Origin of the sequence: Streptomyces wedmorensis (assembly GCF_000716445.1) — a bacterium.
GTDB classification, from domain to species: Bacteria; Actinomycetota; Actinomycetes; order Streptomycetales; family Streptomycetaceae; genus Streptomyces; species Streptomyces wedmorensis.
This window is the reverse complement of sequence record NZ_JNWK01000036.1, coordinates 54,152-69,963: the sequence shown is the minus strand read 5'-3', so window position 1 is coordinate 69,963 and position 15,812 is coordinate 54,152. Positions and strand designations below refer to the sequence as shown.

Here is a 15,812-nt window from a genome sequence, read left to right as displayed (position 1 = left end):
GACGGAATTTCTTCAAACAGGCATCCGTGCGGAATTCCATGCGACGCGCGGCCCGCCCGGAGTGGCGTACGCCACACCCCGAGGCCCGCCGGGGTGAGAGCTGCACCACGCGCTCGGGGCTTGAACTCGCGTACGCTGACGGCTCACTCGCCCGTCGATGCCGGGCCGCCCCAGGGGCATACGCCCTGGTCCGGGGCCCGCCGAGCGCGAGAGCTTCACTGGGAGGTACGTACATGTCGCGGACGAACACGGCCCAAGGGCGATCGCGTGCCACTGCCGGCAGAAGCGCCAACCGGTGGGTCGTCCTCGTCGTCCTCTGCGTCAGCCTCCTGCTGGTCGCCCTCGACGCGACCATCCTCCACGTCGCCGTCCCCTCGCTCACCGAGGACCTGCGCCCCAGCTCCACCGCGCTGCTCTGGATCGTCGACGCCTACCCCTTGATCTGCGCCTCGCTGCTGATCCTCTTCGGCACCCTCGGGGACCGGGTCGGCCGCCGGCGGGTCCTCCTCCTCGGCTACGCGCTCTTCGGCATCGCCTCCGCGGTCGCCGCCCTCGCCACCGAACCCTGGGTCCTCATCGCGGCCCGCGCGCTGCTCGGCGTCGGCGGCGCGATGATCATGCCCGCGACGCTCTCCATCCTGCGGGCGGTCTTCCCCGACCGGCGGGAGCGCGCCACCGCCATCGGCATCTGGACCGCGGTCGCCGCGATCGGCGCCGCCACCGGACCGGTGCTCGGCGGGTTCCTCGTCGAGAACTACTGGTGGGGCTCCGTCTTCCTCATCAACATCCCGCTGATGGCCCTCATACTGCCGCTCGGCCGCAGGCTCCTCCCGGAGTCCCGGGGCGGATCCGACGGCCCGTGGGACGTCCTCGGAGCGCTCATGGCCGCGGCCGGCGTCCTCGGCTGCGTCCTGGGCATCAAGCGTGCCGGGGCCGGCGAACCGTTCCTCACCCTGCCGACCGCCGGTCCGCTGCTCGCCGGCGCCGTGCTCCTCGTCCTCTTCGTACGGCGGCAGAAGCGGCGCCCGCACCCGCTGATCGACCTGCGGCTCTTCTCCCGGGCCGCCTTCACCACCTCGGTCGGCTGCATCGTCATCGGCATGCTGGCCCTGGTCGGCCTGGAGCTCATCGCCGTCCAGTACCTCCAGCTGGTCATCGGGCTCAGCCCCCTGGAGACCGGCCTCCGGCTCCTCCCGCTGACCTTCGCCGCCATGGCCGCCGGCGCCACCGGCTCGTACACCCTGCGCAGGATCGGGCCGCGCCGGATGGTCGGCTGGGGCTTCGTCCTCACCGCCGCCGCCGTGCTGCTGCTGACCCTGATGGGGCAGGACGACCGGCCGCTGCTGCTCACGGTGGGCTTCGTGCTGCTCGGCTTCGGCCTGCAGACCACGCTCTTCTCGGCGTACGAGTCGATGCTCAGCGAGGCGCCGCAGGAGAGCGCCGGCGGCGCGGCCGCGATCGGCGAGACCTCGTACCAGCTCGGCGCCGGCATGGGCATCGCCCTGCTCGGCAGTGTGATGAACGCGGCTTACGCCCCCGGACTCTCAGGGGTCCCCGGGGTGCCCGCGGAGGCGAGCAAGGCCGCGGCGAACTCCCTCGGCGAGGCCTACAAGGTCGCCGACCAGCTCGGCGGCGCCGCCGGTGACGCCCTGCACCAGGCCGCCCGGCACTCCTTCGTGAACGGCCTGCACCTCACCCTGTGCGTGAGCGCCGGGCTGCTGCTCCTCGGCGCGCTGATGGCCCGGCGGCTGCCCCGGGTCATGGACTGCCCGGTGGATCAGGAAGAGGCCTTCGACGTGCTGAAGGCCCCGGAGCCGGGCGAGCCGCGGGTGCCCCGGGTCTTGGACCGCCCGGTGGGTCAGGAAGGGGCCTTCGACGTACTGGAGGCTCCGGAGCCGTGCGAGTCGCGGGTGCCCGCGACCCGGGAAGCGATCGAGCCCGCCGGGTCGGGGAGCCCGGCGCACTGACCCGGTCGTCGCCCGGGAGGCGCCGTGCCTGGCCGGCGGGCCCGCTCAGCTCTGGTTGAAGAAGCCGTCCTGCCGGCGCCGGCCCGACTCGCCGGTGACGATCTGGGTGTCGGCCGGGGTGAGCAGGAAGACCCGCGTCGCCACCCGCTCGATCGATCCGCGCAGGCCGAAGGCGAGACCGGCGGCGAAGTCGACGACGCGCTTGGCGTCGTTGCCCTCCATCGCGGTCAGGTTCACGATCACCGGGACGCCGTCCCGGAAGAGCTCGCCGATGCTCCGGGCGTCCCGGAAGCCGTCCGGGGAGACGGTGGCGATCCGGCGGCCCCGTTCCTCGGCGGTGTCCGTGGCGACCCGGACCCGGGGGTCCGTCACCCAGGCGTCGCCGCTCTCGGCACCGTCGGCGTACTCGTCGTCGTAGTAACGCTCGTCGTTGTCCTCGACGAGTCCCAGCCAGGCACTCGCCTTGCGCACCGATCCCATGGACGCCTCCTTTCAGCGCGGTCACTTGTGGTTCCGCAGTACCCATCGTCGTCCATGATGCGGATCGGGCGCCAAGTGGATAGTCGCCGCGCAGGGGATTCGTGACGGTACTGGTGCAGAACGTGAGGGACGTTTCCTGGCGATTCGTCAGGAAACTTGCGGTATGCGGGGCCTGAGGGAGGGCCATGTTGCTGAAAATATGAAAGTCGGGCTGGACGGGTGACGATGGGCGCGTACGGGTGAACGACCCGGCTCGCTACGATGCCGCGAGGCCGCTCGGAGGCACGTCGCACCATCCACGGGGGAGTCAGTTGTTCGGAATCGTCAGGCCCTGCGCGCACCGGCTCACCGACCGTCTCAAGGTCGAGTGGACGGCCCACCTCTGCGGCCTCTGCCTGGCCCTCCGCGCCGACCACGGGCAGTTCGCCCGCGTCGTGACCAACTACGACGGGCTCATCGTCTCGGTCCTGACGGAGGCTCAGACCGGCGCCGTCGCGTCCGGCCGCCGCACGGCGGGCCCCTGCCCGCTGCGTGGCATGCGGACCGCCCCGGTGGCCCGGGGCGAGGGCGCCCGGCTCGCCGCCGCCGTCTCGCTGGTCCTCGCCTCGGCCAAGGTGCGGGACCACGTCGCCGACCGGGACGGCCTGTTGGCCCGCCGGCCCGTCGCCGCCGCGGCCCGCCGGGTCGCCCGCTCCTGGGACAAGGCCGGGGCCAGGACGGGCCGCTCCCTCGGCTTCGACACCGCCGTCCTCGTCGACGCCGTCGACCGGCAGACCGGCATCGAGACCCTCGCGGGGCCCGGCACCCCCCTGCTCACCGTCACCGAGCCGACCGAGACGGCCACGGCGGCCGCCTTCGCGCACACCGCCGTCCTCGCCGGCCGGCCGGGGAACGCGGAGCCGCTCGCCGAGGCCGGCCGCCTCTTCGGCCGGCTCGCGCACCTCCTCGACGCCGTCGAGGACCAGGCGGCCGACGCGGAGAGCGGCGCCTGGAACCCGCTCACCGCCACCGGCACCTCCCGCGAGGAGGCCCGCCGCCTCGCCGACGACGCCCTGCACGGCATCCGTCTCGCGCTGAAGGACGCCGAGTTCGCCGACGGCAAGCTCGCCCACGTCCTCCTCGCCCATGAGCTCCGCGCCTCCGTGGACCGCGCCTTCGGCACGACGAGCTGCTCGCACGTCGGGGCGGGACAGGGCGCCCCGCACGCGCACGGCCCGGTCCCGGGGAACCCGTACGCCACCCCCGGCGGCCCGGTGCCCGGGAACCCGTACGCCCCCGGCGGACCGGCCGGCCCCGGAGGTCCGTACGTCCCCGGTCCCGGCGGCCCCGGTGGCCCCGGCGGGCCGTTCCCGCCCGAACCGCCCAACCGGCGCGGGCTGATAGCCGGATGCGCCCTCTGGGTGGGCCTGGCCTGCACCTGCCAGATGTGCTGCGGCACCTTCGAGGACCCGTGGAGCCGCCAGCGGCGCGAGGGACTCTGCCAGCAGTGCGACCCCGGCAGCTGCTGCGACTGCTGTGACTGCTGCGGCAACTGCTCCTCCTGCTGCGAGGGCGACGGCTGCTGCGGGGGCTGCGACTGCGGCTGCGACTGCTGACCCTCGTACCGCTACTTCGTCGGTGCCGGGATCTCCGGCGGGGAGATCTCCGAGCGCGCGATGGTCGAACCCGTCACCCCCCACTTCCTCAGGATCCGGTCGTACGTCCCGTCGGCCTTCAGGCCGTTGACGGCCGCCTGGAACGCGGGGGCGAGCGGGGTGCCCTTCTTGAAGGCGAAGCCGACGTCGAGCCGCCGGTACTCGTTGAGGAACTTCACGTTCGGCTGCTGGGTCACCGCGTACCGCACGCCGTTGATGGTGTTCATCACGACGTCGCTGCGGCCCTGCCGGAGCGACATCCAGATGGCGCCGGTCTCGCTGTAGACGTTCACCTCGTACGGCTTCAGACCGGCCTGCGCGCACCGGCCCTTGTTCTTCTCCAGGGTCCGTTCGAAGGTGGTGCCGGCGTTCACGGCCACCTTCAGGCCGCACAGCTGGGTGAGGTCCGTGACCGCCTTCAAGGTGCTGTCGGCCCGGGCGGCGAAGCCCTGCCCGTCGTTGACGTACGTGACGAAGTCGATCGTCTTGCGCCGCTCCTCGGTCACACCGAAGTTCCCCGTGCCGACGTCGTACTTGCCGCTGCCGAGCGCCGGCAGGATCGCCTCGAAGCCCACCACCTCCCGCTTGAGCTCCAGACCGAGTGCCTTCGTCACGGCGGCCGAGAAGTCGGCGTCCACACCGACCACGGTCGTGCCGTCGGGCAGGTACGCGGAACTGGGCGGGGTCGCGACCGAGGCGGCGAACGTGAGGCTGCCCCGCTGCCGTACGTCGGCGGGGAGCAGCTTCGCCGCCGCGTCGTTCTTCCGGACCCCCGACACCACGTCGTCCGTCGGGAGCGCGCCCTTCGCGGCGCCCGGCGCCCCGGAGGCCCCGGCCGGCGCGGTGGCCGGGTCGCCGCCCGAGCAGGCGGTGAGGGCGAGCGCGGCGGCGGTGATCAGGGCGAAGGCGGCGGTGGTGCGTGCGGGGCCGGAACTCGTGCGCGTACTCATGGCTTCGGGTTCTCCAGGAATTTCTCGAACGGCAGCGGGCCGATCGACTCGGGATCGGCGGTCACGTCGAAGAGCGGGCGGTAGCCGCTCGCCAGGTAGAGGCCCTTGGCCTCCGGCTGGCGCGGGCCGGTCGTCAGGAAGACGCGGGAGTAGCCGCGGGCGGCGGCCTCCCGTTCGAGCACGGTGAGGACACGGCGGGCGAGTCCGCGCCTGCGGTGCGCGGAGTGCGTCCAGATCCGTTTCAGCTCGGCGGTGTGCTCGTCGTAGCGGCGGTAGGCGCCGCCCGCCACCGGTCTGCCCTGCTCCAGGAGGAGCAGGAAGGCGCCGTGGGGCGGGGTGAACTCGGCCGCCGGGTAGGCGGTCAGGTCGTGCGGGGAGCCGTACCGGGTCGTGTACTCGTGCGCCAGCTCCTCGAAGAGCGGGCGCGCCAGGGGGTCGGTGGTCGTGGTCCGGTGCACGGACAACGCGAAGGTCATGACGGTCCTTCAGGGCGAAGGAGGGCAGGGGAAGGCAACGGAGAGGCCGGGAAACCGGGAAGGCGTGGGAACGCGGGAAAGACAGGGGAACGCGGGAAAGGCAGGGCACGGCGAGGGGAGGGGAGAGCTCAGGCGCTCACGAGAGGCCTGGATGTGAAGGCGCCGCGGAGAACAGCACGCGGGCGGGGCAGAGCAGGGGGTCGGCTCAACAGGAAGAGGACCACACGCGACCGAAGTCGATGTGGGAGCGCTTGACCAGCTGCTGCGGATGCATGGCCTCAGTGGAACAGGCATCCGTTGCCACGTCAACCATGATGAGACGTACGGCTCACAGTACGGACACCCTTGACAGCGGGCCGTGTTGACCGCATAGCCTCGAAGGGCGGATCGGGCTGAGGGGCCCGGAACCGCACTCAGCGCGTGTGAAGGCGCACTCCCGTGTTCGATCCACTCTCTGGCATCCACGGAGCCTTCGCATGTCCGCGACCCTCGTCAAGACCGCCTCCACGGCCCCTCCGGCCGAACCGGCCCTCCGTGTCGTCCCCACCCGCCGTGCCGGGCAGTGGGCCGCAGCGGGCCTCGTCATCGTCCTCCTCGCGCTCGGCCTCGTCTCGGTCGTCCGCAACAAGGCCTTCCAGTGGGACGTCGTCGCCGAGTACTTCACCTCCGCGTCCGTCCTGCGCGGCCTCGGCCTGACCCTGTGGCTGACCGCTCTCGTGATGGCCCTGGGCTTCGTCCTCGGCACCCTGCTCGCCGTCCTCAGGCTCTCCGCCAACCCCGTTCTGCGCGCGGTCAGTTGGGGGTACGTGTGGTTCTTCCGGTCCACCCCGATCCTGGTCCAGCTGCTCTTCTGGTTCAACATCGGCGTGCTCTACCCGCAGATCCTCGGCGTGAACACCGTCAACCTCCTCGGCCCGGTCGCCGTCGCCGTCATCGGCCTCACCCTGCACGAGGCCGCCTACGCCGCCGAGGTCGTGCGCGGCGGCATCCTCTCCGTCGACCGCGGCCAGATCGAGGCCGCCCAGTCCCTCGGGCTCGGCCGGTGGCGCAGGCTGTCCCGGATCGTGCTGCCGCAGGCCATGCGCGCCATCGTCCCGCCGGCCGGGAACATGCTGATCGGGACCCTCAAGGGCACCTCGATCGTCTCCGTGATCGCCGTCCAGGACCTGCTCTACTCGACCCAGCTCGTCTACCACCGCACGTACGAGATCATCCCGCTGCTCCTCGTCGCCACCCTCTGGTACGTCGCCGTCACCTCGGTCCTCGGCATCGGCCAGCACTACGTCGAGCGGCACTACGCCCGCGGGACGGCCGGTGCGCGATGAGCCTCCGTCCGTCGATCGTCGTCGTGGGAGCCGGGCCGCGGGGGACCGGCTTCCTGGAACGGCTCGCCGCCAACCTGCCCGAGCTGTACGCCGGAAGACCGCTCGACGTCCACCTCGTCGACCCCCACCCGCCCGGCCCCGGCCGGATCTGGCGCACCGAACAGTCCCCGCTGCTCTGGATGAACTCCCAGGCCGAGGACGTCACGATGTTCACCGACGAGACCGTCGCACTCGAAGGCCCCGTCCGGCCCGGCCCCACGCTCGCCGAATGGGCCGGCATCGACGGCCGCACCTTCCCCACCCGCCCCCAACAGGGCGCCTACCTGCGCTGGGCGTACGAGCGGGCCCGCGACGCCCTGCCCGCCGACGTCACCGTCCACGAACACCGCACCACCGCCCTGCGGATCGGCGGCCCCCGCGAGGGACGCCAGCGGGTCTGGCTGGCGGGCGCCGCCGCGCCGCTCCTCGCCGACCTCGTCGTCCTCACCGTCGGGCACCTCGACGCCGAACCCGACCGGGAGCAGCGGGAACTCGCCGGCTTCGCCGCCCGCCACCGGCTCGTCCACCTGCCGCCCGACTTCACCGCCGACACCGACCTCGCCGCGCTGCCCGCCGGCGAACCCGTCCTCGTCCGCGGCCTCGGCCTCGCCTTCGTCGACCTCATGGTGCTGCTCACCGAGGGTCGCGGCGGCCGGTACGAAGGCGAGGGCGACGCGCTGGTCTACGTACCCTCCGGGAAGGAGCCGGTGCTGCACGTCGGATCGCGGCGCGGCGTCCCGTACCACTCGAAGATCGGTTACGTGCTCGACGGCGAACGGCCTCCGCTGCCCCGCTTCTTCGGCCCCGAACAGACCGACGCCCTGCTGAGCGGGACCGGGCCGATCGACTTCCGGCGCGACGTGTGGCCGCTCGTCGACAAGGAGCTCGGCTGGGCCCACTACCACCGGCTCTTCTCCACCCACCCCGAGCGGACCTCGCTCGGCTGGAGCGACTTCGAGAAGGCCTACGAGGAGGCGCCGCCGCGCGGGGCGGAGATCGCCGCGATCGTCGCCGCGGCCGTCCCCGACCCCGCCGACCGGCTCGACCTCGACGCCCTCGACCATCCCCTGGACGGCCTCCGCTTCGCCTCCGCCGAGGCGCTCCAGCACGGCCTGCGCGACTACATCACCGACGACCTGAACCGCCGTCACGACCCCGCCCACAGCCCCGACGCCGCCGTCTTCGCCGGCCTCCTCTCCGTCTACGGCCAGCTCCTGCGGCTCGGGAAGCGCATGGACCCGGGTGCCTGGTGGCACGGCTTCTTCAGCTACCTCGCCTCCGGTCCGCCCGGTCCGCGACTGCGCCAGCTGCTCGCCCTGTCCCGCGCCGGCGTCGTGCGCTTCCTCGGCCCCCAGGTCACCGTCGAGGCCGACGAGGAACGCGGGGTCTTCCGGGCCTCGTCCGCCGCCGTGCCGGGGGAGTGGACCGAGGCCCGCGCCCTGGTCGAGGCCAGGCTCCCCGAGCCGACCCTCGAACTCACCGGAAGCCCGCTGCTGCGCGCGCTGTACGAGGAGGGGGCCAGGGCCACCGCGAGCGGCCTCCTCATGGTCGACCCCGTCGACGGCCGGCTCCTGGAGCACGACGGACGCCCGCACCCGCGCCGCTTCGCGCTCGGGCCGCACACCACCGCCCGCGCCGGCGGGGCGTTCACCCGGCCCCGCACCGGCGGGGTCGCCTTCGGGCAGAACGACGTCACGGCGCGCGCCGCGCTGACCTTCCTGCGCGACCGGGAGTGTCGGCTCCCCGCGCCGCTGAGCGCCTGAGCCCGCGCCGCCGAGTGCCTGACCGGCGCCGCCGAGCGCCCGAGCCCACGCCGTCCGCTGCTGCGGCCGCCCCTTCCCGCCCCGCCCCCTCCGAGGAACCGCCATGTCTCTCACCAGCGATCCGCCCGCCACCGAAAGCGTCGTGAAGGACCCGCCCCCCACACCTCCGGCACCCGCACTCGTGGTCGTCCCGGTGCGCCACCCCTGGCGCTGGGCCGCCGTCGCGGCCACCGCCGTCCTGCTCGCCCAGTTCGGCCACGGTCTCGTGACCAACCCCGGCTGGGAGTGGGACGTCTTCGCCGCCTTCTTCACCACGGAGACGATCCTCCAGGCCGTCTGGGTCACCCTCCAGCTCACCTTCCACGGCACCGCGCTCGGCTTCGCCATCGGCATCGTGCTCGCCTTCATGCGCCTGTCCGCCAGCCCGTTCCTGCGGTCGGTCGCCTTCGCCTACATCTGGGCGTTCCGCTCCATCCCGCTCATCGTCCAGCTGCTCTTCTGGTTCAACCTCGCCTATCTGTACGAGGAACTGAGCATCGGCATCCCCTTCGGGCCGGGCTTCGTCTCCTTCGACACGATGGGCCTGGTCGGCGAGATGGGCGCCGCCGTCCTCGGCCTCGCCCTGCACCAGGCGGCCTACGCGGCGGAGATCGTGCGGGGCGGCGTGCTCGCCGTGGACGAGGGCCAGCTGGAGGCGGCGGCCTCCCTCGGCATCCCCCGGCTCCGCCAGGTCCGGCGGATCGTGCTGCCGCAGGCGATGCGCTCGATCCTGCCGAACGCCGCCAACGAGATCATCTCGCTCTTCAAGGGCACCTCGATCGTCTCCGTCATGGCGATCGGTGAACTCTTCTACCAGGTGCAGGTCGTCTACGGCCGCAACGGCCGGGTCGTCCCCCTCCTGATGGTCGCCACCGCCTGGTACGTCCTGCTCACCACCGCGCTCTCCGTCGTCCAGCACTACGTCGAACGCCACTACGCGAAGGGGAGCGTCCGATGAGCTCCGTCACCACCGCGGACCCCGCGGCCGGGACCGCCACCGCCAAGGTCGAGATCCGGTCCGTCCACAAGCACTTCGGCCCGCTCCACGTCCTGCGCGGCATCGACCTCGACATCCGGGCCGGCGAGGTCACCGTCGTCCTCGGCCCCTCCGGCTCCGGCAAGTCGACCCTGCTGCGGACCGTCAACCACCTGGAGAAGGTCGACGGCGGCACGGTCAGCGTCGACGGCGTCCTCGTCGGCTACCGCCGCTCCGGCAACAAGCTGTACGAGCTCCGCGAGCGCGAGATCCTCAAGCAGCGCACCCGGATCGGCTTCGTCTTCCAGAACTTCCACCTCTTCCCGCACCTCACCGTCCTGGAGAACATCGTCGAGGCCCCCGTCTCGGCCCTCAAACGCCCCCGCAAGGAGGCCGAGGCCGCGGCCCGGAGCCTGCTCGAACGCGTCGGGCTCGCCGACAAGGCGGAGGCGTACCCCAAGCAGCTCTCCGGCGGACAGCAGCAGCGGGTGGCCATCGCCCGGGCGCTCGCCCTCGAACCCGGCCTGCTGCTCTTCGACGAGCCGACCTCCGCGCTCGACCCCGAACTGGTCGGCGAGGTCCTCGACGTCATCAAGGACCTGGCCGCGTCCGGCACGACCATGATCGTCGTCACCCACGAGATCGGCTTCGCCCGCGAGGTCGCCGACACCGTGGTCTTCATGGACGAGGGCCGGATCGTCGAGCAGGGGCCGCCCGCCGAGGTCCTCGACAGCCCGCGCCACGAGCGCACCCGCGCCTTCCTCTCCAAGGTCCTCTGATCCCCACCCTCCCTCTCACCCCCAGGAGCAACGCCATGAAGACCCGTCGCGCCGTCCTCACCGCCCTCGCCTCGCTCACCGCCCTCGGGCTCCTCACCGCCTGCGGTTCGGGCGACGCCGCCGTCGACGAGATCAAGCCGGAGGGCCGGAAGGACACGGGCATCAACATCGGCCCGAACCAGAACCGCGTCCACACCGCCGAGGTCGACGCCATCGCCGGCAAGCTGCCCGAGGCCGTCCGCAAGAGAGGCACGCTGATCCTCGGCGTCTCCGCCAAGAGCAACCCGCCGCTCGCCTTCCGCGCCACCGACGACAAGACGCTGATCGGCGTCGAGCTGGACCTGGCCACCCTGGTCGCCGACACCCTCGGTCTGAAGCCCGAGTTCAACCCGGTCTCCTGGGAGAACCTCTTCGTCGGCCTGGACAGCGGCAAGTACGACGCCGTCTTCTCCAACGTGACCGTCACCGAGGAGCGCAAGGACAAGTACGACTTCGCCACCTACCGCCTCGACGACCTCGCCTTCGAGGCGAAGAAGGGGTCGGGCTGGACGGTGAAGGGCCCCGAGGACGTGTCGGGCAAGCGGATCGCGGTCGGCTCCGGCACCAACCAGGAGAAGATCCTCGTCGACTGGTCCCGGCAGAACGAGAAGGCCGGCCGCAAGGGCGTCGACATCAAGTACTACGACAACACGACCGACTACTACCTCGCCCTCCAGTCCGGCCGCATCGACGGCTACCTCGGCCCCAACCCCACCGTCGCCTACCACGTGGCCTCCGCCGGACAGACCGAGGCCGTCGGCAAGTTCTCCGGAGCGGGCGCCGGGCTCCAGGGCAAGATCGCGGCCACCACGAAGAAGGACAGCGGCCTCGTCGCCGCGTACGCGGCCGCGATCGACCACATCGTTGCGAACGGCACCTACGCCGAGGTCCTCAAGCGGTGGGGCCTGAGCGGCGAGGCCGTCACGAAGTCCGAGATCAACCCGCCCGGCCTGCCCCGCACCAAGAACTGACCCGCCGTGACCGACGCAGCCCCGACCGGCCCCGCACCGAGAGAGACCGCATGACCAGCACCCGAACGCTCCACCTCGCCGCCGAGCTCGCGCCGGGCTCCGGCCGGGCCGACCCGGGTCCGGAGACCGCCGGCCGTACGGTCGCGCTCGCCCGGATCGCCGAGGCCGCGGGGCTCGACTTCGTCACCCACGACGACTCCTACGCCCGGCCCGGCCTCGACGCGCTCGCCACCCTCGCCCGGGTCGCGCCCGAGACCCGCTCCGTCGGCCTCGTACCGACCGTGCACACCACCCACACCGAGCCCTTCCACGTCCAGGCCGCCGTCGCCACCCTCGACTGGGTGAGCCGGGGCCGGGCGGGCTGGGGGATCGCGGTGTCCCCGACCGGCGCGGAGGCACGGCTCTTCGGCCGCCGCCCGGCCCCGCCGGTCGCCGAGCTCTGGCAGGAGGCGGGGGAGGTCGCCGAGGTCTCCCGCAAGCTGTGGGACAGCTGGGAGGACGACGCCGAGATACGGGACGTGGCGACCGGCCGGTTCGTCGACCGCCGCAAGCTGCACCACGTGGACTTCCAGGGCGCGACCTTCTCGGTCAAGGGCCCCTCGATCGTCCCCCGGCCCCCGCAGGGCAACCCGGTGACCGTCGTCGACGCCACCCGCCCGGCCGCCCGGGACACCGCCGCCCACCACGCCGACGTGGCCCTCGTCCGGGCCTCGTCCGCCGAGGAGGCCGCGGCCCTCCGCGCCGAACTGCACCGCGCCGCCCGCGCCCACGGCCGGGACCCCGGCCAACTGCGGGTGCTGCTCTCGCTGACCGTCGACCTCGACGCGTACGAGGGCGGGCCCGGGGCGCTCGCGGAACTGATCGCCGGCTGGCACGGCGGCGCGGCGGTCGACGGCTTCCACCTCGTGCCGGCGGTGCCGGAGCGGGACCTGGAGCGGTTCGCGGCGGGGACGGTGACCCGGCTGCGGGAGCGCGGCCTGTTCCGTACGGCCTACGAGGGGTCCACCCTCCGCGACCACCTGGGACTCGCCCGCCCGGTCAGCCAGTACGCGACGACGGGAGCGGGTTCATGAGCACCTCCGAGGGCGGCCGGAAGCAGATCCGTCTCGCCGCGCACTTCCCGGGCGTCAACTCCACCACGGTCTGGGCCGATCCCCGTTCCGGTTCGCAGATCGACTTCTCCTCGTTCGAGCACCTGGCCAGGACGGCGGAGCGCGGTCTCTTCGACTTCTTCTTCCTGGCCGAGGGGCTCCGGCTGCGCGAGCACGCGGGGCGCATCCACGACCTGGACGTCGTCGGGCGCCCCGAGTCGATCACCGTCCTGAACGCGCTGGCCGCCGTCACCGACCGGCTCGGCCTGGCCGCCACGGTCAACGCGACCTTCAACGAGCCGTACGACCTGGCCCGGCGGCTGGCCTCGCTCGACCACCTGAGCGCGGGCCGGGCCGCCTGGAACGTGGTCACCTCGTCGGACGCCTTCACCGGGGAGAACTTCCGGCGCGGCGGCTACCTGGACCGGGCCGACAGGTACACCCGGGCCGCCGAGTTCCTCGCCACCGCCCGGGAGCTGTGGGACTCCTGGTCCCCGGACGGCGCCCCGCGGCCCTTCGCCCACAGCGGGCCGCAGTTCCGGATCGGCGGAGAGTTCACCGTCCCGCGCTCCCCGCAGGGGCATCCGGTCGTCATCCAGGCGGGGGACTCCCCCGAGGGGCGGGAGTTCGCCGCCTCGTCCGCCGACGTGGTCTTCACCCGGCACTCCACCCCGGAGGCGGGCCGGGAGTTCTACGCCGACGTCAAGGGGCGGCTCGCCCGGTACGGACGGGCGCCCGGCGACCTCAAGATCATGCCGGGAGTGACGTACGTCCTCGGCGACACCGACGCCGACGCGCACGAGCGGGCGGCCGGGATCCGCCGGCAGCAGGTCTCCCCGCAGAACGCGATCCTCGCCCTGGAGCAGATCTGGGGCCGCGACCTGTCCGGCTACGACCCCGACGGACCACTTCCGGCCATCGACCCCGACCCGGACTCCGCGCTCGTCCAGGGCCGGGTGAGGGTCGCCGACCCCGTGGCGGTGGCCAGGAGATGGCGGGCGCTGTCGGAGGCGAAGGGGCTGTCGATCCGGCAGACGGTCATCGAGTCGTCCGGCCGGCAGTCCTTCGTCGGCTCCCCGGCGACGGTCGCGGCGGCGCTCGCGGAGCACGTCGCCACGGACGCGGCCGACGGCTTCATCCTCGTACCCCACCTCACCCCCGGCGGCCTGGACGAATTCGTCGACCGGGTCGTCCCGCTGCTCCAGGAGCGCGGGGTCTTCCGTACGGATTACTCCGGCACCACGCTGCGGTCGCACCTCGGGCTTCCCGAGCCCGTATGGAAGGGTTGAACACCATGAGCACGGATCCACGGCAGGACTGGCAGCACTGGCACGAGCAGCGGGAGGCCGCGGTCTCCTCCTCGTACGGCCCGCTCTCCCTCTCGGGCACCCACTGGCTCGCGGACTTCCCCGAGGGGCGCATTCCGGCCGTTCCCGGCGAGTGGCGGGAGGACGGCGACGAGGTGCTCCTGACGGCGGGCGCCGGGGACGGCCTCACCGTCGACGGCAAGCCGTTCGCCGGCACGGTCCGGCTCGGTGCCGACCACGGTCCGATCCACGAGTCGCGGGTCGAGGCGGCGGGCCGGCGGCTCGTCGTGCTGCGGCGCGAAGGGCTGTGGGCCGTACGGGACTTCGACCCGGGATCGCAGGCGCGCCGCGCCTTCCGGGGCATCGAGGCCACTCCGTACGACGAGCGCTGGGTGGTGCCCGGCGTCTACCGTCCGTACGAGGCGACGCGCAGCGTACGGGTGAGGAACGCCGACGGCCGGGAGCGCGGTCTTGGCCTCTCCGGGGAGCTGTCGTTCGAGCTGCACGGCGGGGAGCACGTCCTTCAGGTGGCCGTCGAGGACGACGGCACGCTGTGGGCGGTCTTCGCGGACGCCACCAGCGGCCGGGACAGCTACCGCTTCCGTTTCCTGCGGCCGGCGGCCCCGGCGCCGGACGGCTCCGTGACGGTGGACTTCAACCGGGCGCTGCTGCCGCCGTGCGCGTTCGTCGACCACTTCATCTGCCCGTTCCCGCCGCCCGGGAACACGCTCGACACCGCGGTGCCGGCCGGGGAGCGGCTGCTGAACCCCGCCTGACCGGGTCTTTCCTCGCGCAGGGATGCCCCCGGCCGGGACGGCCGGGGGCATCCGTCCGTACTGCGGTCTTGTGCGTCCGCTGTACGAGGGCCAGTATCACTGGCGGTGCATGTCAGGAACACGTCACCTGATGGCGCCTCACGGGCCCGTCACCCACGGGCCCCTCCGCTTTTCCCAGAAGGAGAACAGTGAGGAGCACAGTGAGGAACACCCGCACCCGCCTGCTCGCCGTCGCCGCCGGCCTCGCCGCCGTCACGGCCCTCGGACTCCCCGCCGCCCAGGCCGCCCCCACGCCCGGTCCCGCCCAGCTCGCCCGCGCCGACGCGGCCGTCGAGGCCGCCGGAGTCGGCGGCATCGCCTGGTACGTCGACGAGGCGTCGGGCCGGGTCGTCGTCACCGCCGACTCCACCGTCACGGACGAGGGGCTCGCGAAGATCCGGAGAGCGGCCGGCGCCGACTCCGGGGCGCTCCGCGTCCAGCGCGCCCCCGGCGTCTTCAAGCCCCTGCTCGGGGCCGGGGACGCCATCTACGGCAACGGCTACCGCTGCTCGCTCGGCTTCAACGTCCGCAGCGGCAGCACGTACTACTTCCTCACCGCCGGGCACTGCGGCAACGTGGTGAACACCTGGTACGCCAACTCGGCGCAGTCCACGCTGATCGGCGCCACCGTCGGGTCGAGCTTCCCCGGCAACGACTACGCCCTGGTCCGCTACGACAACACCTCGCTCGCCCACACCGGCGGCTTCACCGCCGCCAACGCCTACGTGGGCGAGTCCGTCAAGCGCTCCGGCTCGACGACCGGCACCCGCAGCGGCACGGTCACCGGCCTCAACGCCACCGTCCGCTACTCCGGCGGCGGCACGGTGAAGGGCATGATCCAGACCAACGTCTGCGCCGAGCCCGGCGACTCCGGCGGCGCGCTGTACGACGGCACCAAGGCGCTCGGCCTCACCTCGGGCGGCAGCGGCAACTGCTCGACCGGCGGCACCACCTTCTACCAGCCGGTGCCCGAGGCGCTCGCCAAGTACGGAGTGAGCCTGTACTGAGCAACGCCCGTATACAGATTGACAGTTGAAGGCCGTACGGCTGAAAGGCGCCCTTGCGGCGTGAAGTCGTACGGCCCGAGACTCCCCCACAGCGCCGGCCCCTGGCCGCGCCTCACGGGCCCGACACCCCACTGCGGGCCCCCGATTCCCCTTG

At 72.8% G+C, this 15,812-nt stretch carries 14 protein-coding genes; 11 read left to right on the top strand and 3 right to left on the bottom strand.

The window, feature by feature from the left end; translation table 11 throughout:
- The first annotated feature begins 233 nt into the window (after window positions 1-233).
- Window positions 234-1,967 (top strand): MFS transporter, encoded by a 1,734-nt coding sequence (locus OO54_RS26315; protein WP_033207186.1) that lies wholly within the window; start codon window positions 234-236, stop codon window positions 1,965-1,967.
- Window positions 1,968-2,012: 45 nt separating this feature from the next.
- Here OO54_RS26315 and OO54_RS26310 read toward each other — a convergent pair whose 3' ends face one another.
- Complete coding sequence (locus tag OO54_RS26310) at window positions 2,013-2,447, bottom strand: cell division protein SepF (RefSeq protein ID WP_017241572.1); 435 nt, start codon at window positions 2,445-2,447, stop codon at window positions 2,013-2,015.
- Window positions 2,448-2,758: 311 nt separating this feature from the next.
- Between OO54_RS26310 and OO54_RS26305 the strand changes: the two genes are divergently transcribed.
- Complete coding sequence (locus tag OO54_RS26305) at window positions 2,759-4,042, top strand: DUF5685 family protein (RefSeq protein WP_200146579.1); 1,284 nt, start codon at window positions 2,759-2,761, stop codon at window positions 4,040-4,042.
- Window positions 4,043-4,053: 11 nt separating this feature from the next.
- Here OO54_RS26305 and OO54_RS26300 read toward each other — a convergent pair whose 3' ends face one another.
- Entirely contained in the window at window positions 4,054-5,031 is a 978-nt protein-coding gene (locus OO54_RS26300; RefSeq protein ID WP_033207184.1) for an ABC transporter substrate-binding protein, read from the bottom strand.
- Window positions 5,028-5,507 carry a GNAT family N-acetyltransferase gene (locus OO54_RS26295; protein WP_017241575.1) on the bottom strand — a complete coding sequence of 160 codons (480 nt, stop codon included), beginning with the start codon at window positions 5,505-5,507 and terminating at the stop codon, window positions 5,028-5,030. The genes OO54_RS26300 and OO54_RS26295 overlap by 4 nt, the downstream gene beginning before the upstream one ends.
- A gap of 476 nt (window positions 5,508-5,983) precedes the next feature.
- On the opposite strand from OO54_RS26295, the gene OO54_RS26290 reads away from it, so the two are divergent.
- From OO54_RS26290 to OO54_RS26250, 9 genes are all read left to right on the top strand, one after another.
- Window positions 5,984-6,832: an amino acid ABC transporter permease gene (locus OO54_RS26290; protein WP_017241576.1), complete on the top strand. Its 849-nt coding sequence runs from the start codon at window positions 5,984-5,986 to the stop codon at window positions 6,830-6,832.
- Window positions 6,829-8,634 (top strand): FAD/NAD(P)-binding protein, encoded by a 1,806-nt coding sequence (locus tag OO54_RS26285; RefSeq protein ID WP_033207182.1) that lies wholly within the window; start codon window positions 6,829-6,831, stop codon window positions 8,632-8,634. The genes OO54_RS26290 and OO54_RS26285 overlap by 4 nt, the downstream gene beginning before the upstream one ends.
- Before the next feature lie 103 nt (window positions 8,635-8,737).
- Window positions 8,738-9,631, top strand: coding sequence for an amino acid ABC transporter permease (locus OO54_RS26280; protein WP_033207180.1), 894 nt, complete (start codon window positions 8,738-8,740; stop codon window positions 9,629-9,631).
- Window positions 9,628-10,428: an amino acid ABC transporter ATP-binding protein gene (locus tag OO54_RS26275; RefSeq protein WP_051787193.1), complete on the top strand. Its 801-nt coding sequence runs from the start codon at window positions 9,628-9,630 to the stop codon at window positions 10,426-10,428. The genes OO54_RS26280 and OO54_RS26275 overlap by 4 nt, the downstream gene beginning before the upstream one ends.
- A 35-nt stretch (window positions 10,429-10,463) precedes the next feature.
- Window positions 10,464-11,438 (top strand): ABC transporter substrate-binding protein, encoded by a 975-nt coding sequence (locus OO54_RS26270; protein WP_033207179.1) that lies wholly within the window; start codon window positions 10,464-10,466, stop codon window positions 11,436-11,438.
- A gap of 50 nt (window positions 11,439-11,488) precedes the next feature.
- Window positions 11,489-12,511: an LLM class flavin-dependent oxidoreductase gene (locus tag OO54_RS26265; RefSeq protein ID WP_033207177.1), complete on the top strand. Its 1,023-nt coding sequence runs from the start codon at window positions 11,489-11,491 to the stop codon at window positions 12,509-12,511.
- Window positions 12,508-13,818, top strand: coding sequence for an NtaA/DmoA family FMN-dependent monooxygenase (locus OO54_RS26260; RefSeq protein ID WP_033207175.1), 1,311 nt, complete (start codon window positions 12,508-12,510; stop codon window positions 13,816-13,818). Before OO54_RS26265 ends, OO54_RS26260 begins: the two co-directional genes overlap by 4 nt.
- A gap of 5 nt (window positions 13,819-13,823) precedes the next feature.
- Window positions 13,824-14,612, top strand: coding sequence for a DUF1684 domain-containing protein (locus OO54_RS26255; RefSeq protein ID WP_033207173.1), 789 nt, complete (start codon window positions 13,824-13,826; stop codon window positions 14,610-14,612).
- Window positions 14,613-14,800: 188 nt separating this feature from the next.
- The gene (locus OO54_RS26250; protein ID WP_033207171.1) at window positions 14,801-15,658 is read left to right on the top strand and encodes a S1 family peptidase; all 858 of its coding nucleotides are present in this window, start codon (window positions 14,801-14,803) and stop codon (window positions 15,656-15,658) included.
- The last annotated feature ends 154 nt before the right edge of the window (window positions 15,659-15,812 follow it).

What these genes read in the sequence shown, in the direction of transcription:
- OO54_RS26315 (WP_033207186.1), top strand. Translation starts at nt 234, where the DNA reads ATGTCGCGGACGAACACGGCCCAAGGGCGATCGCGTGCCACTGCCGGC.
- OO54_RS26310 (WP_017241572.1), bottom strand. Translation starts at nt 2,447, where the DNA reads ATGGGATCGGTGCGCAAGGCGAGTGCCTGGCTGGGACTCGTCGAGGAC.
- OO54_RS26300 (WP_033207184.1), bottom strand. Translation starts at nt 5,031, where the DNA reads ATGAGTACGCGCACGAGTTCCGGCCCCGCACGCACCACCGCCGCCTTC.
- OO54_RS26295 (WP_017241575.1), bottom strand. Translation starts at nt 5,507, where the DNA reads ATGACCTTCGCGTTGTCCGTGCACCGGACCACGACCACCGACCCCCTG.
- OO54_RS26290 (WP_017241576.1), top strand. Translation starts at nt 5,984, where the DNA reads ATGTCCGCGACCCTCGTCAAGACCGCCTCCACGGCCCCTCCGGCCGAA.
- OO54_RS26285 (WP_033207182.1), top strand. Translation starts at nt 6,829, where the DNA reads ATGAGCCTCCGTCCGTCGATCGTCGTCGTGGGAGCCGGGCCGCGGGGG.
- OO54_RS26280 (WP_033207180.1), top strand. Translation starts at nt 8,738, where the DNA reads ATGTCTCTCACCAGCGATCCGCCCGCCACCGAAAGCGTCGTGAAGGAC.
- OO54_RS26275 (WP_051787193.1), top strand. Translation starts at nt 9,628, where the DNA reads ATGAGCTCCGTCACCACCGCGGACCCCGCGGCCGGGACCGCCACCGCC.
- OO54_RS26270 (WP_033207179.1), top strand. Translation starts at nt 10,464, where the DNA reads ATGAAGACCCGTCGCGCCGTCCTCACCGCCCTCGCCTCGCTCACCGCC.
- OO54_RS26265 (WP_033207177.1), top strand. Translation starts at nt 11,489, where the DNA reads ATGACCAGCACCCGAACGCTCCACCTCGCCGCCGAGCTCGCGCCGGGC.
- OO54_RS26260 (WP_033207175.1), top strand. Translation starts at nt 12,508, where the DNA reads ATGAGCACCTCCGAGGGCGGCCGGAAGCAGATCCGTCTCGCCGCGCAC.
- OO54_RS26255 (WP_033207173.1), top strand. Translation starts at nt 13,824, where the DNA reads ATGAGCACGGATCCACGGCAGGACTGGCAGCACTGGCACGAGCAGCGG.